Here is a 22,815-nt window from a genome sequence, read left to right on the forward strand (position 1 = left end):
GAGCTTAGCCTCATCACGGCCTTGCAGGGCGCCGCTAAGGTCAAGCCTCATCATGCCGTATGAGGAGGCCTTTCGATGAAGCTGACCGAATTCAAGGTTCTGACATTCGATTGCTATGGGACGCTGATCGACTGGGAAACCGGGATCTGGAACGCGCTGCAGCCGCTGTTGAGCGCCGGGCAACTCGATCTGGGGCGCGAGGAGGCGCTTGCTCGTTTCGGGCGCTATGAGAGCGAGCAGGAACAGGCGACGCCATCGCTGCGCTATTCCACGCTGCTGTCCGTGATCCACGCGCGCTTCGCCAGGGATCTCGGCGTGCGCATCCATGCCGATCTGAATGAGCGCTTCGGTGCGTCCGTGCCGGACTGGCCGGCCTTTCCGGACTCCGCCGAAGCGCTCGCCTATCTCAAGCGGCACTACCGCCTCGTCATCCTGTCGAATGTCGACCGCCAGAGCTTTGCAGCCAGCAACAGGAAACTCGGCGTGAGCTTCGACGGCATCTACACCGCCGAGGATGTTGGCTCATACAAGCCCGATCCGCGCAACTTCGCCTATCTGCTCGAACATCTCGCGGCCGATCTGGGCCTCGGCCCGAGCGCGGTGCTGCATACGGCGCAAAGCCTCTACCATGACCATGTGCCGGCCAAGGAGGCGGGGCTGGCTTGCGCCTGGATCGACCGGCGCTTCGGCAAGTCAGGCAGCGGCGCGACTCCGCTGCCTGAACACCAGCCGGAGGTGAACTTCCGCTTCAAGAGCCTCGCCGAATTGGCGCAGGCCCATCGGGAGGCAGCCGCAGCCTGATCGCGTCTAAAAGTTGAGAGCATTGCTCACGCGAAAAGCCGGTACCATTTTTTCGCGCAGCGGCTGGTGTGATGCCGGCTTCAGCCGCTGAAGCCGCCTTCGGTGAGGAAGGCCTGTTCGTCCGCCGTCGTCTGCCGCCCCAGCACCGGGTTGCGATGCGGAAAGCGGCCGAAATCGCGGATGATGTCGCGGTGGATCTCGGCGAACTTCACGCCGTCGGGATCGTCCGAAGTCGCGCAGAGCGCAATGCAGCGCTCCTGATGCCCGAGATCCTCGGCATGCATGAACGGCATGTAGATGAAGCGGCTCTCGGGCGGCGCGAAGGCGCGGTCGAAGCCCCTGGCGACCGCGCGCTCGGCGATGCCGAGCGCCATCGCGTCGGTGGCGAAGGCGCGCGGGCTGCCGCGGAAAAGATTGCGCGGAAACTGGTCGAGCAGGATCAGCAATGCGTAGACGCCTTCGGGCGTAGCCTCCCAATCGGTCAGCGTGCCGGCCGCCGCAGCTTCATGCGTCGCCAGGAAGAGCCGGCGGATTTCGGCGTCGAAGGCCGCGTCCTTGGTGAACCATTTGTCCGGGCCGGCTTCGCGCCAGAAGGCGACGATGTCCGCTGCGGAGGACAGGTTCACGGGCGTCTCCTAAAATCAGGCGAAAGCGTTTGAGATCAGGCGAAAGCGCCTCGCTGGACGGGTAGCCTGGGTCCCGCGGGCGGCCAAGGAAAATCCGCGACAGTGACCAAGCCGCTTGCATCGCCGCGCGCGCTCCTGTAGACGGCAGAACCGTAACGTACGGTACGCAATTGCGGCTCCTTTCATGGCCAGTCCCATCGACACACAGCAGGAAGGTCCGACCGCGCGCCAGCAGGCCGTGCTCGACGCCGTGCTGGGGCTGATGGTGGAGAAGGGCGATCACCTGACCATGACGGCGGTTGCCCGCCGCGCGAGCTGCTCGAAGGAAACGCTCTATAAATGGTTCGGCGACCGCGATGGTTTGCTGACGGCGACCGTGCAGTGGCAGGCATCAAAAGTCCGGGCGGGCAATTACGACCGGCAGACGCTCAATGCGCTTGGCCTGCGCGACAGCCTGACGCGCTTCGCCGCGAACTGGCTCGGCGTGATCTCAAGCTCGACCTCGGTCGCCCTGAACCGCATCGCGATCAGCCAGGCGGGCTCGCGGGCCGGCAATCTCGGCGCCATCGTGCTCGCCAATGGGCGCTTCGCGATCGGCGAGCGCCTGAAGCCGGTCCTCGATGCCGGGCGCGAGGCCGGTCTCCTGGCCTATGACGATACCGAGACGGCGTTTCGCAGTTTCCTCGGCCTTGTCGGCCGCGACGTGCAGATCCGACTGTTGCTGGGCGATGCGCTGACGCTCGGACAGGCCGAGATCGAGCGCGATGCGGAGCGCGCGACAGAACAGTTTCTCACCCTCTACGGCACGGCGAAAAACGATCCGGGCCTGGATAAGACCAACGCGTGACAAAAGGAGACACCCAATGCGCGTTTATTACGATCGTGATGCGGACATCAATCTGATCAAGGGCAAGAAGGTCTGCATCGTGGGCTACGGCTCGCAGGGCCATGCCCACGCGCTGAACCTGCGCGATTCCGGCGTCAAGGACGTCATCATTGCGCTCAAGGCCGGTTCGGCGACGCGCAAGAAGGCCGAAGAGGCGGGCTTCAAGGTGATGACCCCGTCCGAGGCCGCCAAGGTTTCCGACGTCATGATGATGCTGACCCCCGACGAATTGCAGGGCGACATCTATCGCGACGAACTGCACGGCAACATGAAGGAGGGCGCTGCCCTTCTGTTCGCGCACGGCCTCAACGTCCATTTCAACCTGATCGAGCCGCGCAAGGACCTCGACGTGCTGATGGTCGCCCCCAAGGGCCCCGGCCACACGGTGCGTTCGGAATATCAGCGTGGCGGCGGCGTGCCGACCCTGATCGCGATCCACCAGGACGCGACCGGCAACGCCCATGACCTCGGCCTCAGCTACGCCAGCGCCAATGGCGGCGGCCGCGCCGGCATCATCGAGACCTCGTTCAAGGAAGAGTGCGAGACTGATCTCTTCGGCGAGCAGGTCGTGCTCTGCGGCGGCATCGTCGAATTGATCAAGGCCGGCTACGAGACGCTGACCGAGGCCGGCTACGCCCCCGAGATGGCCTATTTCGAGTGCCTCCACGAGGTGAAGCTGATCGTCGACCTGATCTATGAGGGCGGCATCGCCAACATGAACTACTCGATCTCGAACACGGCCGAGTATGGCGAGTACGTCACCGGCCCGCGCATCATCACGTCTGAGACGAAGGCCGAGATGAAGCGCGTGCTGACCGACATCCAGTCGGGCAAGTTCACCCGCGACTGGATGCTGGAGAACAAGGTCAACCAGACCTCGTTCAAGGCGACCCGCGCCCGCATGGCCGCCCACCCGATCGAGGAAGTCGGCGCCAAGCTGCGCGACATGATGCCCTGGATCAAGGCCAAGGCCCTGGTCGACAAGACCAAGAACTGATCCAGGTTTCTCCTGCGACGGCCCGGCTCACGCCGGGCCTTTGGGATCAAGGCCAAGGCCCTGGTCGACAAGACCAAGAACTGATCCAGGTTTCTCCTGCGACGGCCCGGCTCGCGCCGGGCCTTTGGGATCAAGGCCAAGGCCCTGGTCGACAAGACCAAGAACTGATCCAGATTTCTCCTGCGACGGCCCGGCTCACGCTGGGCCTTTGGGATCAAGGCCGAGGCTCTCGTCGACAAGACCAAGACCTGATCTGACGTCTGCCAGGCCGCTGACATTCTGATTCAACGTCTTGTCGGCTTGATTCCGCTTCTCGGGGGAAGATCTTGGTAAATTTAAGATAATCTTGATTTCAGAAGATGGCGGGCGCAGCGATGCGCCCGCCTTTTTCGTTGCGGAGCGTGGGCCCGCCATATTGGGCGGAACCGAGGCGCGCTTGGTGCGTTTCCATGGCTAGCAGGATCAACCGGGGCACGGGCATGGCACGGGATCGGGATTCCAGCGAACGGGCTCTCCACGAGCGCGACCGGTTGGCGCGCGAGACCGAGGCCGACCCTGGCGATGTCCTTCAGCAGGAGGGCGGCCCGAATTGGCCGTTGCTGATCGCGCTTCTGGGCGGCCTCGTGGTGGCGCTGCTCGCCAACACCTTCGTCGGCCTGCTGCCCGATTGATCCATCCGCGGTGATCGCGGCTGGGGAAGGAGGCTCAGATGACGACCGAGACAGAGGAACGCGCCAAGGCGCAATCCGAAGGGCTGCAGCATGGCGACCGAATTCCGCCGATGCGGGCCGACGACCATTCCGATGCCGATCCCGCGGTCGAGACGCCCGTCGAGGCGCGTCAGGGTTTTCTCGGCAAGCCAGTCCTGTTGGTGCTCGTCGTCGCCCTGATCCTGACCGCCATAGCGGGCATTCTCGTCGGAGCGTTTCTGAGCTGAGCCGTAAGGCTCACGGCTTTCGACATGCAGGATTTTCGACATGACGGAGGAGGGTGACATGACGGTTCTGAAGCTGCTCGACTCGCAGACCCTCACGCGCATCGTGCTGGGGCTGTGCTTCGGCCTGATGGCGGCGGTCATCGCCGGCCTGATCCGGAGCTGACCGGCCTATCCCGATAGGAGAGCGTTTTCGAGCGAAGCGGATACCGGTTCGCGTGAAGAAAACGCGTTGAACAAACAGCCAGAGCTGCTGTTGAACGATCCTATTGGATCGGACGCTGCTTTAGAAAAAGGCCCGGCGGTGTTCCGCCGGGCCTCGCTTCGTCTCGCTGCCGAACCGGCGCGGAGGCCGGTTCAGCAGATGATGTTCAGAAGGTGATCTTGTCCTTGATGTCGGCTTCGACATTGGAGGGCAGCACGTTGCGCTTCACCAGATCGGCGAAGTCCTTGAACTTCGTCTTGGCGCGCTCCTCGATGATCTTCTTGGAGCGGGCCTCGCCGATGCCCTTCAGCGTGTCGAGTTCGGCGGCGGTCGCCGTGTTGATGTTGATCTTCTTGGTCTGGGCGGGCTGCGTCGCTATCGGCTTGGCGGGCTGAGCCGCGGGAGCCACCGGGGCGGTGACCGGAGCGGTCGGCTTGGCAGGCGTCGCGGGCTGCGTTGCTGTCTGCGCGAAGCCCTGGCCGGCGGTCAGAGCGAGCGCGGCGAGGGGGATCAGGAAACGGGAGATCGTCATGTCATGGACCTCAGTGTTCGGCCCGGATTGTCGCATCTGACGGAGGCCGGGCCCTTCGCCAGACGACGCTGCCGGCCTGGGGCCGGTCCAGCGTGTCACGGCAGCGTCGAACCGCTTGGTGACGGGGCGCCGACGTGACGCCGCCATATCGCGCCGGGCGGCGTGAACCCGCGCTGAATGGCGCATTCAGCCAATTGCAGTGTTTCGGTGCCGGGTTTCCGATCGAGAGAAACCAGCGCCCGTGTTACCGCGTCATGAACTCGGCGAGGCGCCCAGCGCCGTAAAGCAGCGCGAAACCCCAGACGGTCGAGGCGATCCAGTTGGCGATCTGGAAAGGCCAGAAGGGCATCTGCACGATGCCGGCGACGATCGCGATCACGGCGCGCAGCGGCCCGAAGAAATGGCCGATCAGGATGCTGGCGACGCCCCATTTCTCGAAGAAGGCATGGCCGCGCTCGAGCAATTGCGGGTTTTTGTTGAGCGGCCAGTAGTCGCCGACGCGTGGGCCTAGCACCAGGCCCGCCCAATACGAGACCCAGAAGCCGCAGCCCGCTCCGGCCGAGGCGGCGGCGGCGAGCGGGATCAGATTCAGGCCCGACGCGCCTGCCGCGGCTCCAAAGGCGGTGAAGAACACGGTTGCCGGCACGAGCCAGGACAAAACCGCGACGCATTCACAGAAGGCGACGAGGAAGACGATCGGGATCGCCCATTCCTGATGGGCCCGCATGAACTCGACGAGCGCTTGCATCCAGAGTTCGAGTTGGGCCATGGCGAGCGCGATCTTTCCGGCGGGAGGCGCCGGCTTATCGCGTCTACCGCAAGGTTATGCAACCGCTGGCCTTGAGCGAAGGGCGACCTCCTTCGCCGAAGGACGACTTTGCCTTCGCCGGGGGATCGCATAGTCTTAGCAGCAAAGGTCAAGGTCTTGGCCGCAAAGATCAAGGCGTGAGCGGCGAGCGCGGATCGGTGCGCCAGGCCGACGGGGAAACGGATTTCATGGAGTCGCACCACCCCCCGCAGCGCGATGCGGGAGCAGGCGAGATGTCGCCTGCGGTCGCCCTCAGCGGGCTCGACATCACCTTCCACATCGATGGCGGCAAGCGCTACAAGGCGGTCACCGGGATCAACCTCTCGGTTGCGGCGGGCGAGTTCGTCTCGGTCGTCGGGCCGACCGGCTGCGGCAAGTCGACCCTGCTCAATGCGGCGGCGGGCCTGCTCGTGCCCTCGGCCGGCACGGTCGGCATCTTCGGCAAGCCGCTTTCGGGCCTGAATCGCCGGGCCGGCTATCTCTTTCAGGCCGACGCGCTGATGCCGTGGAAGACGGCGCTCGAGAACGTCAAGGTCGCGCTGGAGCCGATGGGCGTTTCCGATGCGCAGGCCGACGCCCGGGCGCGCGAATGGCTCGGCCGGGTCGGCTTGCGCGCCTTCGTCGATCGCTATCCGCATATGCTTTCAGGCGGCCAGCGCAAGCGCGTCAGCCTCGCGCAGATGTTGATCCGCGACCCGGAAATCCTGCTGATGGACGAGCCTTTCGGCCCGCTCGATGCGCAGACCCGGCAGATCATGGGCAATCTCCTGCTCGATCTCTGGTCGAAGGATCGCAAGGCGCTGATCTTCGTGACGCATGATCTGGAGGAGGCGATCTCGCTCTCCGACCGCGTCGTCGTGATGTCGGCCGGGCCTGCCGCCGGCATTGTCGCCGATTACCGCGTGCCGCTGCCGCGCCCGCGCGACATCGCCGAGATCCGGCTGGAAAAGGCCTTCCACGAGATCCATCGCGACATCTGGGCCTCGCTCAGGGTCGAGGTTCAGAAGGCTTATGCGATGGGCGATGGGCGCGAGCTGGTCGAAGGAGCCTCGCCATGAACCGCGCCAAGCTGCTTGGCCTGCAGGCGCTGGTCATGGTCGTCTTCCTGCTGATCTGGCACGTCGTCACCGCCTATCCGCTGTTCGGCGAGGTCAAGACGATCCAGTTCTTCTTCTCGACGCCGGCCGCCGTGCTGGGGCGGACCTTCAACCAGTTGATCGGACCCGACATCTACTGGCATCTCGGCATCACGCTGACCGAGACCGTGCTCGCTTTCGTCATCGGCTCGCTCGCGGGCATCTTCTTCGGCTTCACCTTCGCGCGGCAGGAATTGCTGGCTGCGGTCTTCGACCCCTATATCAAGGCGGCGAACGCCTTGCCGCGTGTCGTGCTGGCGCCGATCTTCGCGCTCTGGTTCGGGCTCGGCATCTGGTCGAAGGTGGCCCTCGGCTTCACGCTGGTCTTCTTCATCGTCTTCTTCAACGTCTACCAGGGCGTGCGCGAGGTTTCGCCGACCGTGCTGGCGAACGCCCGCATGCTCGGCATGAACGAGCGTCAGCTCTTCCGCCATGTCTATTGGCCCTCGGCGCTGACCTGGATGTTCTCCTCGCTGCACACTTCGGTGGGCTTTGCGCTGGTCGGAGCGGTGGTCGGCGAATATCTCGGCTCCTCGGCGGGCTTGGGTTACAAGATCCACGAGGCCGAGAGCGTCTTCGACGTCACCGGCGTGTTCTCCGGCATGCTGATCCTGGCGATCTTCGTGATCGCGATCGACGCAGCTGTGACCATGGTGGAAAAGCGGTTGCTGGTCTGGCGGCCGGGGCAGAGTTCGACCACGACGACGTAACGTCATCTTCGCTTGATCGCCAACGATTGCAGGCTCATGCTCGTCTCCGGGATGGCGGAGGCATGCCATGGAACTCGAACTCAACGGCCGCATCATAGAGGTGCCGAAGCCTGCCGACATCACCGCCGCCATCGACGGGCATGGCGGCGAGCCCGGCTGGTTCGTCAATCTCAGCGACGATGACGGCGATGTCGAAGCCTTCCTGAACGGCGACGGCTCGTTCCGGCTGACCTATCATGACGGCAAGGATCGCTTCGCTGCTGCCGATCCGGTCGATGCCGCGACATTGAAGGCGATCCTGCTGGCGGCCCTGCGGGGCGAGGTTGGCTGGCGCGGCGACCGCGTGTGGCTGCGCCAATTGTCGCCGGCGAAAGCCGCCGAGGCGGCGGGCGAACCGCCTGTCTGGGCGATTGCGGCGGTCATCGCCTCGATCGCGCTGATCTTCCTGGTCACCAATCTGCCCGATAGCTGGCTGGAGAAGCTGCCGATCCCCAATACGACGCTGGGCGTGATCGGGCTGATCGCCCTTCCGATCGTGGTCATGATCATCGCGATGGTTGCCAATAAGGCGATCCAGCTGCGCCGCGCCAAGAGCTGGCTTCCGGCGCAGGGGCGCATCACGAGCTCGCGCATGGCGACCCGCCGGTCCGGAGTGGGCGAGGACGCCACCATCGTCAACATTCCCGCCGTCGCATACAGCTTCTCGGCCGGCGGGCGGAGCTATCAGGGCGGGAGGCTCAGCATCGGCGACATCAGCGGGCCCTTCGCCGAGGAGGCGCTGGCGCGCTATCCGGTCGGCACGGCGGTGACGGTGTATTACGATCCCGCCGATCCCGAGAACTGCGTGCTGGAGCGGGATGCGCCCAAGGGCGCGCTCAAGGGCTGCGGCGCGGTTCTCCTGGTGCTGGCTCTGCTGGGCGCGGGCGGGTACTGGGCGCTCACGCAAGGGGCGCAGACGCTGCAGGCGAGCATGCCGCAGGCCGAGGTGCCGGTGATGCTGTTCGCCTTCTGCTTCGGCTGTGCGGCGCTGCTGTTTTTCCTCGGTTATCGCCGCTATCTCGCACGCGCCAATTCCTGGCCGGTCGTGCCGGGGCGCGTCACCGTGAGCCGTGTCGAGCAGCGCAGGAGCACGGAAGACGGCCGGGCCCGCACGAGCTACGCGGCGGTTGTCGAATTCACCTATCAGGTTCGCGGCCACAGCTTCAGCAGCCGCCAGATCGCGCTCGGCATGCAGATGTCCGGCTCGCAAGGGGGCGCGGAGAAGGTCGCCAACCGCTATCCGGCCGGGGCCGAGGTCGAGGTGCACTACGACCCCGCAAACCCCTCCCAGGCGGCGCTGGAGAATCCGACCGGCACGAGCTGGATCCTGTTGGGGGTCGCGCTGTTCTGCTTCGGGGTCGCGCTCTACACCAGCCACATCTTTCGATGAAATCGCCGGCTCGCTTCCGCAACCCCTTTGACTCAAGGCGGGGTTGGCGCGAGGCCTGCGACTAATCTAGAACTGCTTCCCAACAAGGCTTTCAAAGCAAAGCATCCTCAGGGAAGGAAACCCGATGAACCGCAGAGATCTGATCATGGCGGCCGGCGTCGTGCTGGCGGCCTGGAGCGCTCCGGGCTTTACCTCGGCCGCGTTGGCCCAGAACGCCGAAAAACCCAAGCTGACGCTCGGCGTCGGCGGCAAGCAATTGCTCTATTATCTCCCGCTGACGGTCGCCGAGAAGAAGGGCTTCTTCAAGGAGCAGGGGCTCGAGGTCGAGATCAATGATTTCGGCGGCGGTGCGAAGTCGCTGCAGGCCTTGGTCGGCGGTTCCGTCGATGTCGTCACCGGCGCCTATGAGCACACCATCCGGATGCAGGCCAAGGGCCAGGATGTGCGCGCCGTGGTCGAGCTCGGGCGCTTCCCCGCGATCACCATCGCCGTGCGCAAGGAGCTCGCCGGCAAGGTCAAATCGGCGGCTGACTTCAAGGGGTTGAAGATCGGCGTCACCGCGCCGGGCTCATCGACGGCGCTGACCGCGCAATACGCCATGGTCAAGGCTGGGCTGAAGGCGACGGATGCGCCGATCATCGGCATCGGTGCGGGCGCGAGCGCGGTCGCGGCGATCAAGCAGGGCCAGGTCGACATCATCTCGCACCTCGACCCGGTGACCTCGAAGCTTGAAGCCGACGGCGACATCGTCACGCTGATCGACACCCGCACCGAGGCCGGCACGCGCGCGCTCTTCGGTGGCTCGAACCCGGCGGCCGTGCTCTATCTCAAGGGCGAGTTCGCCGAGAAGAACCCGGTGACGACGCAAAAGCTCGTCAACGCCTTCGTCAAGGCGCTGAAATGGCTGGAGACGGCCAAGCCCGAGGATGTCGCCGACCTCGTGCCGCCGGAATATCTGCTCGGCGACAAGCCGCTCTATCTGCGCGCGGTCAAGAATTCGCAGGAGAGCTATTCGCGCACCGGCATCTCGCCGCCCGAAGGCCAGCAGAGCGTCTATGACGCGCTGAAGCTGCTCGACCCGGAACTGGCGACGTCGAATGTCGATCTGAAGAAGACCTTCATCGATAGCTTCGCGAAGAAGGCGGCGTCCGGCTCCTGACCTCTCGACATTGTCCGGTGCGCTGGTCACACTCGCTTCTGACGCAAGGAGAGGCGAGATGACCGGGCGTGCTGCGATCGAGACCCTGATCAAGGATGCCTATGAGGCGCGCCATCGCGGCGACCTCGACGCCGTGATGGGCTATTTCCATCGCGATTGCAGCTATCGGCTTTCAGGAGCGTCGGCGCCCGCGCCGATGTTCATGCAGCCGACCGGCCATGCCGCCGTGCGTGCGCAGATGGCAGGACTGATCGGCGCCTTCGTCTTCAGCAATGTCGAGACGCTTGCGCTGACGATCGAGGGCGACAGGGCGGCATTGCATTGGCGTGCGGATGTGCTGTGCGTCCCGAGCGGGCGCAGCGCGCCCTTCGAGATCATGGACCTGTTCACGATCGCGGACGGCAAGATCCTGAGTCTGGTCCAGTTCACCGATACGGCCGGCGTCGCCCAGCTGACTGGGGCGTGACCCTGAAGGCTTGATCGCGGCCATCACCGCTTTCGATTTGCGGCGAGGCGGGGCGAGCGGGTAGAGCTTTCGTTTCCGTCACCAAGCGCGTTGCCTCATGAACATCCTCTCGATCCAGTCGCATGTCGCCTATGGCCATGTCGGCAATGCCTCCGCCGTGTTCCCGATGCAGCGGCTGGGCGTCGAGGTTTGGCCGATCCACACCGTCCAGTTCTCCAATCACACCGGTTATGGCGCCTGGAAGGGCCGCGTCTTCGACGGCGGCATGATCGACGAGGTGATGGAAGGCATTGCCGAGCGTGGCGTGCTGCCGTCCTGCGACGGCGTGCTCTCCGGCTATATGGGCTCGGCCGATGTTGGGCATGCCATCCTCTCGGCGGTGGAGCGCGTGCGCGCGGCCAACCCCAAGGCGCTCTATTGCTGTGATCCCGTCATCGGCGATGTCGGGCGCGGGATCTTCGTGCGGCCGGGCATCCCCGAATTCATGCGCGAGCAGGCGGTGCCGGCGGCCGATATCGTGACGCCCAACCAATTCGAGTTGGAATTGCTGACCGATATCGAGGTCAAGACCATTGCCGATGCGCATCGCGCGATCGAGGCGTTGCGCGACACCGGGCCGAAGGTCGTAATGGTGACATCGCTCTCGACCAATGAGACCCCCGGCGACGCCATCGATATGATGGCCTCCGACGCCAAGGGGGCCTGGCGCGTGCGCACACCGAAGCTCGATGTCAGCCTCAATGGCGCTGGGGACGCCATCGCGGCGCTGTTCTTTACCCATTATCTGCGCGAGGGATCGGCGGCAGCGGCGCTCGCCAAGGCCTCGGCCTCGGTCTACGGCCTGCTGAAGCGGACCAAGGAGGCGGGTTCGCGCGAGATCCTGATGGTTGCCGCGCAGGATGAGTTCGTGACGCCATCGCACCAGTTCGTGCCGGAGGCGATCTGAACCGGCATGAAGCTGCGCATTGGCACCTTCAATGTCGAGAACCTGCTGACGCGGCATCGCTTCGGGCCGAGCGGGCGGTTCGAGACCGATGCGGCGATGTCGCTGTTCCATTTTCCGCGTGCGGACGAACGCGACGCGGTCGAGCGCTCGCTGGCGGTCGCGCTGGAGGACGACAAGCGCCAGATGACTGCGCTCGCCATCGCCGAGGCGCAGGCCGATCTCTGGATGCTGCAGGAGGTCGATTCACTCGCCAGCCTGCAGGCCTTCTTCGCCAATTACGTCCACCGCAGCTCCGACCATCGCTATGGCCATTTCGCGTTGCTCGACGGCAATGACCGGCGCGATATCGACATCGGTTTCGCGGCGCGGCGCGACCTGCTGGCGCCGCAGGCGGTCGCGGTGCGCTCCCACAAGGACCTGACCTTCGCGCAGGCTGGCGTGCATGATCGCGATCTTGCAGCGCTTGGCATCGGCCCCGATGGCAAGGTGTTTGCGCGCGATTGCCTGGAGGTCGCGCTGGATTTCGGCGGGCGGCGACTCAGCCTGTTCGGTTGCCATCTGAAATCGATGAACAATGGCCGCGACGACGGCCGCCAGGCGACGCTGCCGGTACGCCGCGCCGAGGCGAGGGCGGTCAAGCATCTGGTCAAGACGCGCTTCGGCGGCGGCTGGCGCGAGGCGAACTGGATCGTGCTCGGCGATCTCAATGCCTATCGCTATGGGCTCGGCCCTCTGGCCGAGATCGTCGACGAGGGCGAGAGCGGCATCGAGCCGCTGCTCGAGGATTTCGCCATCGATCCGATGGAGGCGCTGCCTGCACATGAGCGCTGGACGCATTTTCGACGCTTCTGGTCGGAAAGCCAGGAGAGGCTGATCGACAGCCACATGCCGCTCGACCACATCCTGCTCTCGCCGGCGCTGGCGGCGGCGAACCCCGCGCCCGCGATGCAGATGATCCGTCGGGGGCTGCCCTATCGCGTGCCGCTCGATCCGCGCTCGCCCGACCGCTCGATGGCAAGGCTTGCGACCTGTGCCGACCGCTATCCGCGCGTCGGCTGGGACCGGCCGAAAGCCTCCGACCACAGCCCACTGACCATTGATCTCGTCATTCCCGAAGGATCGTCTTCATGAAGCGCCGCTTCGTCACGCTCGACGTCTTCACTACCCGGGCGCATGCCGGCAACCCGCTGGCTGTGGTGCTGGATTCCGACGGGCTCGACACCGAGGCGATGCAGGCGATCACGCGCGAATTCAACCTGTCGGAGACGGTGTTCGTGGCGCCGCCGACGCAGCCCGGCCATCGCGCCGCGATCCGCATCTTCACGCCCGGCCGGGAGCTGCCCTTCGCGGGACATCCGACGGTCGGCGCGGCAGTGCTGCTGGCCTTGCGCGATGCGACCGAGGGTAAGAGGGCCGATCTCCTGGTGCTGGAGGAGAAGGTCGGGCTCGTGCCTTGTGCGGTCTCGGTTGACGGGCCTCGGTCCGGCCATGCGGTCTTCACCATGCCGCGCCTGCCGCAGGAGATCGAGGCGGCGTCCGCCAACGCCGCGCTCGCGGCCGTGCTCGGGCTCGAGGAGAGCGAAATCGGGTTCGAGGGGCATCGCGCCGCTGTGTTTTCGGCCGGTGTCCCGTTTACGTTCGTGCCGGTGACCGGCCTCGATGCAATCGGCCGGGTCAAGCTCGACCTATCCCGCTGGGACGCGGTGATGAAGCCCGCTGAGCATCCCAACGCCTTCGTCTACTGCCGGCAGACCGCTGAGACGGGGCATCACTATCACGCGCGCATGTTCTGGCCGGGAGCCGGGATCGCGGAGGATCCCGCGACCGGTGGGGCTGCTGCCGCCTTCGCCGGCGTGGTCATGGCCTTCGACAAGCCCGGCGATGGCGAGCATCGCTGCGTCATCGAGCAGGGCTATGAGATGGGCCGGCCCTCGCAGATCGCGCTCGAACTGACGGTCGAGAACGGGGCGCTGGTTTCGGCGCGCATCGGCGGCTCGGCGGTGCTGGTCAGCGAGGGCGTGCTGCTGTGACGTCGCTCGGACAGAATGGCATCGTCGATGGCGCGATTGTCGAGCTTGCCGGCCTGGAGGCGCTGATCGAGCCTTATGACTGGCTGTTCGCGCGGGAGCGTGCCGACGAGATCGCGGCGCATTGGGGCAGTATCAGCGCCGGCAAGCCGGCGATGTTCAACGGCAAGGTGATGCTGCAGCACCGCGCGGCGATCGTCGACGGCGTCTTCCGGGCTGGCTATTTCGAGACCGACTATGCCGCTTTCATCAGCTGGCGCGATTTCGGCCATCCGGGTCCGGTGGTGCGCAACGGCTTTGCAATGGCGGCCCTGCGCGCCGCGGATGGCGCGTTCCTGTGCGGCGTGATGGGGCAGCACACCGCCAATCCCGGCAAGGTCTATTTCGCCGCCGGTACGCCCGACCGCGAGGATGCGCGGCCCGACGGCACGCTCGACCTCGCCGGCAGCGTGACGCGCGAGCTCTGCGAAGAGACCGGGCTGATGCTTGACGAGATCACGGTGGAGGAGAGCTGGACGGCGGTGATCCTGCCCGGGCGCATCGCCTTCATGCGGCCCGTCACGGTCGCCATGCCGGCCGAAGCGGCGCGCGCGCTGATGCTCGCACGCATGGCGACGCAGGACGAGCCGGAGCTTGCCGACATCGCCATCGTCCGCGGCCCCGAGGATGCCGAGCGCCTCGACATGCCACACTTCATGCGGCCTTATCTTGCCCATATCTGGCGGCAAGACTGATCCTTCTAGAGCATTCCCGCGTTTCTTCGAAGCGCGGGAATGCTCTAGCTCCTTGTTTTATCGCATTTTCTTCACGCGAACCGGTGCCCACTTCGCTCGAAAATACTCTAGTCTTGTGCGCCCGCGTTTCGCGCCCTCAATTCAACCGGATGCCCCGATGACGCTTGCCCCCGAAGCCCTGTCGCTGCCCGCCATCAATCCGTTTTCGCGTGTCTGGGACACGCCCTTCGGCCTGCCGCCTTTTGCCGCGATCACGCCCGAGCATATCCGCCCGGCTTTTGAGGCGGCGCTCTCCAAGCACAGATCCGAGATCGACGCGCTGACCACTGAGGCCGCCCAGCCAGACTTCGCCAACACCATCGAGGCGCTGGAGCGTGCGGGCAGGGCGCTCAGCCGCGTCGGTGGCGTGTTCTACAACCTCACTGGCGCCGATACGAACGAGGCGCTGCAGGCGATCGAGCGCGAGATGTCGCCGATCACCTCGCGGCACTGGTCGGCGATCATGATGGATCCTGCGCTGTTTGCCCGCGTCGCTGCAGTGTTCGCCAGGCGCGAGACGCTCGGCCTCGACGCCGAGCAGGCACGGCTCCTGGAGCGGACGCATCGCGGCTTCGTCCGCTCGGGTGCCCAGCTCGGCCCGGAGGACAAGACGCGGCTCGCCGCGATCAACGAACGCCTTGCGGGACTGGGCACGCAGTTCAGCCAGAACGTGCTGAAGGATGAATCGAGCTATGCGCTGATCATCGAGGATGAGGCGGGGCTCGCCGGCTTGCCGGCCTTCCTGATCGCGGCGATGGCGCGCGCCGCTACCGACCGCGGTCATGACGGCAAACATGCCGTGACGTTGTCGCGCTCGATCATCGAGCCGTTCCTGACCTTCTCGACGCGTCGCGATCTGCGCGAGGAGGCCTTCATTGCCTGGAGCAAGCGCGGTGAGAATGGCGGCGAAACCGACAACCGCGCCATCGTCGCCGAGATGGTGAAGCTTCGGGCCGAGAAGGCGAAGCTGCTCGGCTTCCCGACCTTCGCGCATTTCAAGCTCGACGATTCCATGGCGAAGACGCCGACCCATGTCCGCGACCTGCTCGAACTGGTCTGGAAACCGGCCAAGGCTCGCGCCGCGCAGGAGGCCGCCGATCTCGCCGCGCTGGCGCAGGCCGAGGGCGAGAACGGACCGATCCGCCCCTGGGACTGGCGCCATTATGCCGAGAAGGTGCGTCAGCAGACCTATGCGCTCGATGAGGCGGTGCTGAAGCCCTATCTCCAGCTCGACCGCATCATCAATGCGGCCTTCGATGTCGCCGGCAAGCTGTTCGGGCTTGCCTTCGAGGCGAAGCCCGCGCTCAAGGGCTATCACCCGGATGTGCGGATCTGGGAGGTCAAGGAGGCGGCGAGCGGCCGGCATATCGGCCTGTTCCTCGGCGATTATTTCGCCCGTGCCTCGAAGCGCTCCGGCGCCTGGATGAGCGCCTATCGCGGCCAACGCAATTTCGACGGTGAGGTCCGGCCGATCATCGTCAATGTCTGCAATTTCGCCAAACCCGCAGAGGGCAAGCCGGCGCTGCTCTCGATCGATGATGCGCGCACGCTGTTCCACGAATTCGGCCATGCCTTGCATGGTTTGCTGTCGGATGTGCGCTACGGCTCGCTCGCCGGCACTTCGGTCTCGCGCGATTTCGTCGAGCTGCCTTCGCAGCTCTATGAGCACTGGTTCCTGACATCAGAGGTGATGCAGGCCTATTGCCTGCATGCCGAGACTGGCGAACCGATCCCCGAGGCGCTGATCGACAAGATAAAAAAGGCGCAGACCTTCAATCAGGGCTTCTCCTCAGTGGAGTACAGCTCGTCGGCGCTGGTTGATCTCGCCTTCCATTCGCTGGAGAACCCCGGCGAGATCGACCCGCTGGCTTTCGAGGCGGCAGAGCTTAAGCGGATCGGCATGCCGGCAGAGATCATCATGCGCCACCGCACGCCGCATTTCACCCATGTCTTCTCCGGAGACGGTTATTCGGCCGGCTATTACAGCTATCTCTGGTCGGAGGTAATGGATGCCGACGCCTTCAACGCCTTCGTCGAGGCGGGCGACGTCTTCGCGCCCGAGGTCGCGGCCAAGCTGAAGCGCTACATCTACTCGGCCGGCGATACGCGCGACCCGGCCGAGGCCTATACGCTGTTCAGGGGCAGGTTGCCGACGCCGGACGCGCTGCTGGAGAAGCGTGGGCTGGCGGCGTGAGCGCGGCGGGTTTTGCTACCTCGGGCAAGCCCTTGCCTTATTTGGCTAAATGAGCACGATTGACCTAAGGGGAGGATTGCTCCCCACCGGGGGGATTCATGCTGCGACACTGCCTTGCGGGCCTGCTGACGGCCGCCGTTTTGATGCCGTCGGCCGCATCCGCCGACGTCATGACCTGGAAGCTGCGGAGCTTTTCGGCCAATGCGATCGAAGTCGCTTTCTACTCGCAGAACCGGCGTAATGAATGGCCGGGCGGCGGCAAGGTCTATGTCAACCGCACCTATGACACGGTGAGCTACCCGCTGACCTGCATCAAGGGCGAGAAGATCTGCTACGGTGCCTGGCTCAAGGGCAATGCGACGCGCTACTGGGGCATGGGCCAGGGCGGCAAGCAGAAATGCACCGAGTGCTGCTACACCTGCGGCGGCAACACCACCACCAAGGTCCATAACCTCAACGAGCGTTAAGGCTCTCCGGCCTCACCCCGGATAGCCGAACTTCGTCTTGGTCGCGTGGAGCTGCCCCATCGCGCCGCCTTCATTGCCCGCAGTGCAGCTCGAGCGGGCGGTTGCGATCTCGGCGCTGACGCGGGCGTGGACGCCCTTGGTGGTGTGGCCGGTGGCGAGGTCGTTATCCATCACGGCCTGGAAGCGCTCGACCTCGCCGGAGCACCCCGAACCGCCCGGCATATGGAAGGTGCTCGGCGTCACGCCGGGATAAGCCTGCTCCGGTGGTGGCGCTGGCGGGGCGACGGGCCGGGTCTGACAGCCGGCGAGGGCGATGCCGAGGGTGGCGAGGAGAGCAAGAGCGCGCATGGCGGCATGTCCGATCGACGAAAGACTTGCGACCATGACCGATTCCGGGGTGGCCGCCAACATGCGCGGCTTCGTGGTGAGACACACTCTCGACATGGTCGCGCCGGAGGTTGCCGGCACTGTTGTAAGAGGAGCGCCCATGACGACGGAGACCACGATCGAACTCGCGATCTTCGCCGATTATTTCCAATTCTACATCCAGGACGAGACGGCCAATGACGATTTCGGCTCGCTCTGGACGGAGGCGGCCGTGGAGCGGCTGTTTGCGGCCTCAGCGCAATCCATCGGTGTCGGCACGGCGCGCAACATGACCGTGCCGGTCGTCGTCTCGCTGCATGCGCAGGAGCCGCCCGCCGATTTCGGCGAGTGGGACATGGTCAATGAGGGCTCCTTCACCGTTCGCTCCGGCCGCGTCGCGATTGCCGGCTGCACGGATTATCTGCCCGATGCGCCGCGCCTCAGCGTGCCGCCGGGAAGCTACCGGGTTCGCGTCTCCTATGCCGGCCTCGACACGGTGAGCGAGGATGGGCTCGATGGCGACGACTTCTATCGTGTCCAGCTCTGGCCCGCACCCACGGCCCCGCTCGCCGTGGTCAAGGCCCGCAGCAGCGCAGCGGTGTGAGTGAGGGTAGGGCGAGATGGAAAACCCTGCCTTGCCTTGCCCCCCTGCTATCGGTTATGCAGTTTCGGTCGATACGAGGAACGTCTGTGGCCGCATCCGCCACCCATGCCCTGAGCCAGAACCGCGCTGCTGCGCGGGCTGCCGGCATGCGCGCTCCGCTTGGTCTTGGACTGCTTCTTCTCCTTAGCCGCCCCTGAGGGCCGGCCGGGCATGCATGCCTGGGCGCTCAGGGGAGTGACGAGAACCGCCTTCCAGACATTCTGCGCCTGCCTTCAACCATAGCGGCGCGACCCTCTACAGGATCACGACCATGACCGATGCGACCCGGAACGCCTCCTCCTCCAAGGACCGCGTGCTGATCTTCGACACCACCTTGCGCGACGGCGAGCAATGCCCCGGCGCCACCATGACCTTCGAGGAGAAGCTCGAGGTCGCCGACGTACTCGACGCGATGGGCGTCGACATCATCGAGGCCGGCTTCCCGATTGCCTCTGACGGCGATTTCGAGGCGGTCTCCGCTATCGCCAAGCGGATCAAGCGTGCGACCGTCGCGGGCCTCGCCCGGGCGATCAGCGCCGACATCGCACGCGCCGGCGAGGCGGTGCGTCATGCCGCCAAGCCGCGCATCCACACCTTCGTCTCGACCTCGCCGATCCATCTGGAGCACCAGATGCGCAAGAACGAAGACGAGGTTCTGGAGATCATCACGAAGACGGTGGCCCAGGCCCGCAACCTGGTCGAGGATGTCGAATGGTCGGCGATGGACGCGACCCGCACCCCGATCGACTATCTCTGCCGCACGGTCGAGGCCGCGATCAAGGCCGGCGCGACCACGATCAACCTGCCCGATACGGTCGGCTATGCGGTGCCCGACGAGTATCGCGCGATGTTCCGCCAGATCCGCGAGCGCGTGCCCAATGCCGACAAGGCGATCTTCTCGGTGCATTGCCACAATGATCTGGGGCTGGCGGTGGCCAATTCGCTGGCCGGCATCGAGGGCGGGGCGCGGCAGATCGAATGCACCATCAACGGCATCGGCGAGCGTGCCGGCAATGCCGCTCTGGAAGAGGTGGTGATGGCGCTGCGCGTGCGCGGCGATGTCCTGCCCTACGACACCGGCATCGACGCCTCGCTGCTGACGCGCGCCTCGAAGGCCGTCTCGACCGCCTGCTCCTTCCCGGTGCAGTACAACAAGGCGATCGTCGGCCGGAACGCCTTCGCCCATGAGAGCGGCATCCACCAGGACGGCATGCTGAAGAACCAGACGACCTACGAGATCATGACGCCGGAATCGGTCGGCGTCTCCAAGACCTCCCTGGTGATGGGCAAGCATTCCGGCCGCGCCGCCTTCCGCTCCAAGCTGAAGGAGATGGGCTACGATCTGGGCGACAACCAGCTCGAGGACGCCTTCACGCGCTTCAAGGCCTTGGCCGACCGCAAGAAGCACGTCTATGACGAGGATATCGAGGCGCTGGTCGACGAGAATCTGGCCTCGGCGCATGACCGCGTCAGGCTGGTTTCGCTGACCGTGATCGCCGGCACGCGCGGGCCGCAGCGCGCCACGATGAAGCTCGATGTCGATGGCCGCTTTGTTACCGAGGAAGCCGAGGGCAACGGGCCGATCGATGCCGTGTTCAACGCCATCAAGGCGATCGTGCCGCATGAGGCGGTGCTGGAGCTCTACGACGTGCACGCCGTGACCGAGGGCACCGACGCGCAGGCGGAGGTGACGGTCAGGCTCTCGCATGAGGGCTCGTCGGTGACTGGGCGCGGCGCTGACCCCGATACGCTGGTCTCCTCGGCCAAGGCTTATCTGGTGGCGCTCAACAAGCTCGTCGCCAAGGGCGTGCGCCTGCACGCGCAGGCCGCGGCGGAGTAAGGGCGCCGTGTCATCCCGTGCGCGCTGCGGCATTCATGCCGCGGCGCAGACACGGGACCGCGCGACCAGAAGGCGCTTCATCCGGGTATTGATCCCGCATCTGCGCAGCGGCACTCTGTGCCGCAGCGCGCGCGGGATGACACGCTACGCCCCCTTCACACCGACCAGCCCTTGTCCGGCTTGATCGTCGCCAGGACGAAGGCGGAGCGCATCTCGGCGATGCCGGGCAGCGTGCTGCCGCGCGCCCCCGCTGCTGCAGCGCGGCGACGGCAGCCATCAGCTTGCGAAGATCGCCTCCTGAGGGCGCTGCAGGCTTGGTTTTCCCCTGAAATCGCACGCGTCCCGCCAGGGCGGGCTTGGCGTGAACAGGATCTTTGCCTGTAGTTCGGTCTCGGCGCGGCCGGAAAGAGCGCGCGCCCGCTGGGGAGCGCGCCATGTCTTATTTTCCGAACTGGACCTTGAAGACCTCCGGCGCGGTGATGCCGGACGAGCGTCTGTCGACCGTCCAGACCTTCATCGCAGGTCTGCAGCATGTCGTCGCCATGTTCGGCGCGACCGCACTGGCGCCGATCCTGATGGGGTTCGACCCCAATGTGGCGATCTTCTTCTCCGGCATCGCGACGCTGCTGTTCTTCGTGATCACGCGCGGGCAATTGCCGAGCTATCTCGGCTCGTCCTTCGCCTTCATCGGAGTGGTGATCGCGGCGAGCGGCTATGCCGGCTCGGGACCGAACGCGAATATCGCCGTGGCGCTCGGCGGCATCATCGCCTGCGGTGCGCTTTATGCAGCCATCGGCCTGCTGGTCCAGGGCGTCGGCACGGCCTGGATCGAGAAGCTGCTGCCGCCGGTCGTCACCGGTGCGGTCATCGGCGCGATCGGTCTCAACCTGACCGCGGTCGCCATGGGCATGATCTCGGCCAGCCCCTACACCAAATGGATCGCGCTGTTCACGGTCGTCGCGGTCGCGCTGGTGGCGGTGTATGGCAGAGGTCTCGCACAGCGCCTGCCGGTGCTGATCGGCGGCGCCGGCGCCTATATCCTCTACGCGGCGACGGCACCGAGCTTCGGCGCCCCGGCGGTCGATTTCGGGCGGATCGGCGCCGCCGCCTGGCTCGGGATGCCGAACTTCGTCGCGCCGGTGTTCGATTTCAAGGCGATGGCGCTGATCGCTCCGGTCGCGCTCATCCTGGTTGCGGAGAATCTCGGGCACATCAAGGGCATCGCCGTGATGACCGGGCGCAATCTCGATCCGCTGATCGGGCGCGGCTTCATGGCGGACGGGCTTGCCACCATGATCGCGGGCTCCGGCGGTGGCACGGGCGTGACGACCTATGCCGAGAACATGGGCGTGATGGCAGTGACGCGGGTCTATTCGACGCTGGTCTTCGTCGCGGCGGGAATCATCGCGCTGGTGCTCGGCTTCTCCCCCAAATTCGGTGCGGTCATCGGCACGATTCCGGTCGCGGTGCTCGGCGGGCTGGCGATCGTCGTCTTCGGCCTGATCGCCGCGACTGCCGGGCGAATCTGGGTGGAGAACCAGGTCGACTTCTCGAACCCGAAGAATCTGCTGACGGTTGCGACCGCGCTGATCCTGGGCGCGGGCGATCTGAAGCTGCCGCTCTTCGGCTTCGAACTCGGCGGCATCGGCACCGCGACCTTCGGGGCTATCGCGCTCTATCACCTGCTGAATCGCCGGCCGGGATGAGGCCGTCGCGCCTAGAGCCGGATGATTTCAGATCGGGTCACCAAGTGATCCGATCTGAAATCTGAATCCGTCTCTCATCAAAGAGTTAGAGCAGGATCGACGCGAAAAACCGGTTCCCACTTTTTCGCATCCTGCTCCATCGCCGAATTCATTTCCGCGGCTTGGCATATTTCTGTCGCAGATGGGTGGACAGGGCGGGGGGCGTTTGCTACATCGCCGGCCTGCCTGACGCGGCCTTGGCCGCAGCGATGGCGACGCTTCGTGGCGTATGGGTGATTAGCTCAGTTGGTAGAGCAGCTGACTCTTAATCAGCGGGTCGTAGGTTCGAGCCCTACATCACCCACCACGGAAACTTCCGCGAAAACGAAAGCATAGACAGATCGGCCGGCGACACAAAGCCGGAACGGTCTGTGCGTTTTGTGTTTTATTTCGCAACTTCCGCACGTCGAACGCCGAAACGGCACTGTTGATCGCTCCGGCGATCCTGCCGATGGCCGCTTCTACCGTCGCGATGACGGCATTCATCCGGGGCGCTGGAGAAGTATAGACGTAGCGCCGGAGCGCTCATGGCGCCCGGGCCGCAGTGCGGCGAGGCTTGAACGCGGCGCAACCTTCCCGGTAAGTTGAATGGAACGATTCGACGCTCTTCGCGTTGTTGTTTGCCCGCCTGATGTGGCACGAGAGGATTTAATATGAATAGGAAGTCTATCTTTGCCGGCTTGGTCGGTGCCATTGCTCTCGCGAGTGCTGCGATTGCTGCCTCGACGGCAGTTAACGCCGCCGAGACATTGCCTGCCACTGTGGCTCATCAACTCGACGGGCAGGCTGTAGAGTTCACGATGACTGCGGCCAAGCAGCGCCGCCTCATGATTATCGAAGAAACCCAGCGCCAGCAGCGCTACGGGCGCAGAGGTTACGGGCGCGGGCCTGGCTACGGGCGCGGACCTGGCTACGGATACGGACCGCGGCGCGGCTACGATGGCCCGCCTCCCGGCTACCGCCGCTACGACAGATACTGATCGGACGGGGAGCCCTGACAACGGGGCATTCCTTCACTGCACCGTTTGCGGATTGGGGAGCGCGTTGAGCGCTCCCTTTTTTGTTTGAGGCTGGAGCCAAGCCGCATCAGGTGGCTCACGGCATGGAGTTGGCACAGGTCGCTTG

The 22,815-nt window shown here is 65.2% G+C and carries 23 protein-coding genes and 1 tRNA gene; 20 read left to right on the forward strand and 4 right to left on the reverse strand.

What is annotated here, in order from left to right:
* The first annotated feature begins 75 nt into the window (after window positions 1-75).
* The gene (locus ACSQ3P_RS00255; RefSeq protein WP_436163712.1) at window positions 76-801 is read left to right on the forward strand and encodes a haloacid dehalogenase type II; all 726 of its coding nucleotides are present in this window, start codon (window positions 76-78) and stop codon (window positions 799-801) included.
* A gap of 80 nt (window positions 802-881) precedes the next feature.
* Here ACSQ3P_RS00255 and ACSQ3P_RS00260 read toward each other — a convergent pair whose 3' ends face one another.
* Complete coding sequence (locus ACSQ3P_RS00260) at window positions 882-1,427, reverse strand: DUF924 family protein (RefSeq protein WP_436163713.1); 546 nt, start codon at window positions 1,425-1,427, stop codon at window positions 882-884.
* 184 nt (window positions 1,428-1,611) lie between these two features.
* Here ACSQ3P_RS00260 and ACSQ3P_RS00265 point away from each other — a divergent pair, with 184 nt between their 5' ends.
* The 4 genes from ACSQ3P_RS00265 (at window position 1,612) to ACSQ3P_RS00280 (ending at window position 4,247) form a co-directional block, all read left to right on the forward strand.
* Window positions 1,612-2,274, forward strand: a complete 663-nt coding sequence (locus ACSQ3P_RS00265; protein WP_436163714.1) for a TetR/AcrR family transcriptional regulator C-terminal domain-containing protein — start codon at window positions 1,612-1,614, stop codon at window positions 2,272-2,274.
* A gap of 16 nt (window positions 2,275-2,290) precedes the next feature.
* Window positions 2,291-3,310 carry a ketol-acid reductoisomerase gene (gene ilvC, locus ACSQ3P_RS00270; RefSeq protein ID WP_436163715.1) on the forward strand — a complete coding sequence of 340 codons (1,020 nt, stop codon included), beginning with the start codon at window positions 2,291-2,293 and terminating at the stop codon, window positions 3,308-3,310.
* 449 nt (window positions 3,311-3,759) lie between these two features.
* Window positions 3,760-3,981 (forward strand): hypothetical protein, encoded by a 222-nt coding sequence (locus tag ACSQ3P_RS00275; protein WP_436163716.1) that lies wholly within the window; start codon window positions 3,760-3,762, stop codon window positions 3,979-3,981.
* A 38-nt stretch (window positions 3,982-4,019) separates the two neighbouring features.
* A complete protein-coding gene (locus ACSQ3P_RS00280; protein WP_436163717.1) occupies window positions 4,020-4,247 on the forward strand; it encodes a hypothetical protein in 228 nt (75 codons plus the stop codon).
* Window positions 4,248-4,615: 368 nt separating this feature from the next.
* On the opposite strand, the gene ACSQ3P_RS00285 is transcribed toward ACSQ3P_RS00280, so the two are convergent.
* Together ACSQ3P_RS00285 and ACSQ3P_RS00290 are read right to left on the reverse strand one after the other, a co-directional pair.
* Window positions 4,616-4,981 (reverse strand): ComEA family DNA-binding protein, encoded by a 366-nt coding sequence (locus ACSQ3P_RS00285; protein WP_436163718.1) that lies wholly within the window; start codon window positions 4,979-4,981, stop codon window positions 4,616-4,618.
* 244 nt (window positions 4,982-5,225) lie between these two features.
* A complete protein-coding gene (locus ACSQ3P_RS00290; protein ID WP_436163719.1) occupies window positions 5,226-5,750 on the reverse strand; it encodes a DedA family protein in 525 nt (174 codons plus the stop codon).
* Between the two features lie 272 nt (window positions 5,751-6,022).
* On the opposite strand from ACSQ3P_RS00290, the gene ACSQ3P_RS00295 reads away from it, so the two are divergent.
* The 11 genes from ACSQ3P_RS00295 (at window position 6,023) to ACSQ3P_RS00345 (ending at window position 17,096) form a co-directional block, all read left to right on the forward strand.
* On the forward strand, window positions 6,023-6,847 hold the full coding sequence (locus ACSQ3P_RS00295; protein WP_436165131.1) for an ABC transporter ATP-binding protein: 825 nt from the start codon (window positions 6,023-6,025) through the stop codon (window positions 6,845-6,847).
* Window positions 6,844-7,635 (forward strand): ABC transporter permease, encoded by a 792-nt coding sequence (locus ACSQ3P_RS00300; protein ID WP_436163720.1) that lies wholly within the window; start codon window positions 6,844-6,846, stop codon window positions 7,633-7,635. Before ACSQ3P_RS00295 ends, ACSQ3P_RS00300 begins: the two co-directional genes overlap by 4 nt.
* Window positions 7,636-7,702: 67 nt before the next feature.
* Window positions 7,703-9,064 carry a DUF3592 domain-containing protein gene (locus ACSQ3P_RS00305; RefSeq protein ID WP_436163721.1) on the forward strand — a complete coding sequence of 454 codons (1,362 nt, stop codon included), beginning with the start codon at window positions 7,703-7,705 and terminating at the stop codon, window positions 9,062-9,064.
* A 124-nt stretch (window positions 9,065-9,188) separates the two neighbouring features.
* Window positions 9,189-10,223 (forward strand): ABC transporter substrate-binding protein, encoded by a 1,035-nt coding sequence (locus tag ACSQ3P_RS00310; RefSeq protein ID WP_436163722.1) that lies wholly within the window; start codon window positions 9,189-9,191, stop codon window positions 10,221-10,223.
* A 58-nt stretch (window positions 10,224-10,281) separates the two neighbouring features.
* Window positions 10,282-10,689: a nuclear transport factor 2 family protein gene (locus tag ACSQ3P_RS00315; RefSeq protein ID WP_436163723.1), complete on the forward strand. Its 408-nt coding sequence runs from the start codon at window positions 10,282-10,284 to the stop codon at window positions 10,687-10,689.
* Between the two features lie 97 nt (window positions 10,690-10,786).
* The gene (pdxY, locus tag ACSQ3P_RS00320; protein WP_436163724.1) at window positions 10,787-11,635 is read left to right on the forward strand and encodes a pyridoxal kinase PdxY; all 849 of its coding nucleotides are present in this window, start codon (window positions 10,787-10,789) and stop codon (window positions 11,633-11,635) included.
* 6 nt (window positions 11,636-11,641) lie between these two features.
* Window positions 11,642-12,766, forward strand: a complete 1,125-nt coding sequence (locus tag ACSQ3P_RS00325) for an endonuclease/exonuclease/phosphatase family protein (protein ID WP_436163725.1) — start codon at window positions 11,642-11,644, stop codon at window positions 12,764-12,766.
* Window positions 12,763-13,665 carry a PhzF family phenazine biosynthesis protein gene (locus tag ACSQ3P_RS00330; protein ID WP_436163726.1) on the forward strand — a complete coding sequence of 301 codons (903 nt, stop codon included), beginning with the start codon at window positions 12,763-12,765 and terminating at the stop codon, window positions 13,663-13,665. Before ACSQ3P_RS00325 ends, ACSQ3P_RS00330 begins: the two co-directional genes overlap by 4 nt.
* Window positions 13,662-14,396: an NUDIX hydrolase gene (locus tag ACSQ3P_RS00335; protein ID WP_436163727.1), complete on the forward strand. Its 735-nt coding sequence runs from the start codon at window positions 13,662-13,664 to the stop codon at window positions 14,394-14,396. Before ACSQ3P_RS00330 ends, ACSQ3P_RS00335 begins: the two co-directional genes overlap by 4 nt.
* 157 nt (window positions 14,397-14,553) lie before the next feature.
* Window positions 14,554-16,629 (forward strand): M3 family metallopeptidase, encoded by a 2,076-nt coding sequence (locus tag ACSQ3P_RS00340; protein ID WP_436163728.1) that lies wholly within the window; start codon window positions 14,554-14,556, stop codon window positions 16,627-16,629.
* Window positions 16,630-16,727: 98 nt separating this feature from the next.
* Window positions 16,728-17,096: a hypothetical protein gene (locus ACSQ3P_RS00345; protein WP_436163729.1), complete on the forward strand. Its 369-nt coding sequence runs from the start codon at window positions 16,728-16,730 to the stop codon at window positions 17,094-17,096.
* A gap of 12 nt (window positions 17,097-17,108) precedes the next feature.
* On the opposite strand, the gene ACSQ3P_RS00350 is transcribed toward ACSQ3P_RS00345, so the two are convergent.
* Complete coding sequence (locus tag ACSQ3P_RS00350; protein ID WP_436163730.1) at window positions 17,109-17,444, reverse strand: hypothetical protein; 336 nt, start codon at window positions 17,442-17,444, stop codon at window positions 17,109-17,111.
* Window positions 17,445-17,583: 139 nt separating this feature from the next.
* Here ACSQ3P_RS00350 and ACSQ3P_RS00355 point away from each other — a divergent pair, with 139 nt between their 5' ends.
* From ACSQ3P_RS00355 to ACSQ3P_RS00370, 4 genes are all read left to right on the forward strand, one after another.
* Window positions 17,584-18,066 (forward strand): hypothetical protein, encoded by a 483-nt coding sequence (locus ACSQ3P_RS00355; RefSeq protein WP_436163731.1) that lies wholly within the window; start codon window positions 17,584-17,586, stop codon window positions 18,064-18,066.
* A gap of 310 nt (window positions 18,067-18,376) precedes the next feature.
* Window positions 18,377-19,945 carry a 2-isopropylmalate synthase gene (locus ACSQ3P_RS00360; RefSeq protein ID WP_436163732.1) on the forward strand — a complete coding sequence of 523 codons (1,569 nt, stop codon included), beginning with the start codon at window positions 18,377-18,379 and terminating at the stop codon, window positions 19,943-19,945.
* Between the two features lie 434 nt (window positions 19,946-20,379).
* Window positions 20,380-21,651, forward strand: coding sequence for a solute carrier family 23 protein (locus tag ACSQ3P_RS00365; protein ID WP_436163733.1), 1,272 nt, complete (start codon window positions 20,380-20,382; stop codon window positions 21,649-21,651).
* A 270-nt stretch (window positions 21,652-21,921) separates the two neighbouring features.
* Window positions 21,922-21,997 (forward strand) — tRNA-Lys (locus ACSQ3P_RS00370).
* Window positions 21,998-22,815 lie beyond the last annotated feature (818 nt).

Source organism: Allobosea sp. LjRoot9 (genome assembly GCF_964252745.1).
Classification (GTDB): Bacteria; Pseudomonadota; Alphaproteobacteria; order Rhizobiales; family Beijerinckiaceae; genus Allobosea.

Bases quoted from the DNA above. Each gene is read 5' to 3' on its own strand.
- ACSQ3P_RS00315 (WP_436163723.1), top strand. From the start codon at position 10,282: ATGACCGGGCGTGCTGCGATCGAGACCCTGATCAAGGATGCCTATGAG.
- ACSQ3P_RS00265 (WP_436163714.1), top strand. From the start codon at position 1,612: ATGGCCAGTCCCATCGACACACAGCAGGAAGGTCCGACCGCGCGCCAG.
- ACSQ3P_RS00325 (WP_436163725.1), top strand. From the start codon at position 11,642: ATGAAGCTGCGCATTGGCACCTTCAATGTCGAGAACCTGCTGACGCGG.
- ACSQ3P_RS00340 (WP_436163728.1), top strand. From the start codon at position 14,554: ATGACGCTTGCCCCCGAAGCCCTGTCGCTGCCCGCCATCAATCCGTTT.
- ACSQ3P_RS00365 (WP_436163733.1), top strand. From the start codon at position 20,380: ATGTCTTATTTTCCGAACTGGACCTTGAAGACCTCCGGCGCGGTGATG.
- ACSQ3P_RS00350 (WP_436163730.1), bottom strand. From the start codon at position 17,444: ATGCGCGCTCTTGCTCTCCTCGCCACCCTCGGCATCGCCCTCGCCGGC.
- ACSQ3P_RS00275 (WP_436163716.1), top strand. From the start codon at position 3,760: ATGGCTAGCAGGATCAACCGGGGCACGGGCATGGCACGGGATCGGGAT.
- ACSQ3P_RS00305 (WP_436163721.1), top strand. From the start codon at position 7,703: ATGGAACTCGAACTCAACGGCCGCATCATAGAGGTGCCGAAGCCTGCC.
- ACSQ3P_RS00280 (WP_436163717.1), top strand. From the start codon at position 4,020: ATGACGACCGAGACAGAGGAACGCGCCAAGGCGCAATCCGAAGGGCTG.
- ACSQ3P_RS00330 (WP_436163726.1), top strand. From the start codon at position 12,763: ATGAAGCGCCGCTTCGTCACGCTCGACGTCTTCACTACCCGGGCGCAT.
- ACSQ3P_RS00290 (WP_436163719.1), bottom strand. From the start codon at position 5,750: ATGGCCCAACTCGAACTCTGGATGCAAGCGCTCGTCGAGTTCATGCGG.
- ACSQ3P_RS00355 (WP_436163731.1), top strand. From the start codon at position 17,584: ATGACGACGGAGACCACGATCGAACTCGCGATCTTCGCCGATTATTTC.
- ACSQ3P_RS00295 (WP_436165131.1), top strand. From the start codon at position 6,023: ATGTCGCCTGCGGTCGCCCTCAGCGGGCTCGACATCACCTTCCACATC.
- ACSQ3P_RS00255 (WP_436163712.1), top strand. From the start codon at position 76: ATGAAGCTGACCGAATTCAAGGTTCTGACATTCGATTGCTATGGGACG.
- ACSQ3P_RS00310 (WP_436163722.1), top strand. From the start codon at position 9,189: ATGAACCGCAGAGATCTGATCATGGCGGCCGGCGTCGTGCTGGCGGCC.
- pdxY (WP_436163724.1), top strand. From the start codon at position 10,787: ATGAACATCCTCTCGATCCAGTCGCATGTCGCCTATGGCCATGTCGGC.
- ilvC (WP_436163715.1), top strand. From the start codon at position 2,291: ATGCGCGTTTATTACGATCGTGATGCGGACATCAATCTGATCAAGGGC.
- ACSQ3P_RS00345 (WP_436163729.1), top strand. From the start codon at position 16,728: ATGCTGCGACACTGCCTTGCGGGCCTGCTGACGGCCGCCGTTTTGATG.
- ACSQ3P_RS00300 (WP_436163720.1), top strand. From the start codon at position 6,844: ATGAACCGCGCCAAGCTGCTTGGCCTGCAGGCGCTGGTCATGGTCGTC.
- ACSQ3P_RS00285 (WP_436163718.1), bottom strand. From the start codon at position 4,981: ATGACGATCTCCCGTTTCCTGATCCCCCTCGCCGCGCTCGCTCTGACC.
- ACSQ3P_RS00360 (WP_436163732.1), top strand. From the start codon at position 18,377: ATGACCGATGCGACCCGGAACGCCTCCTCCTCCAAGGACCGCGTGCTG.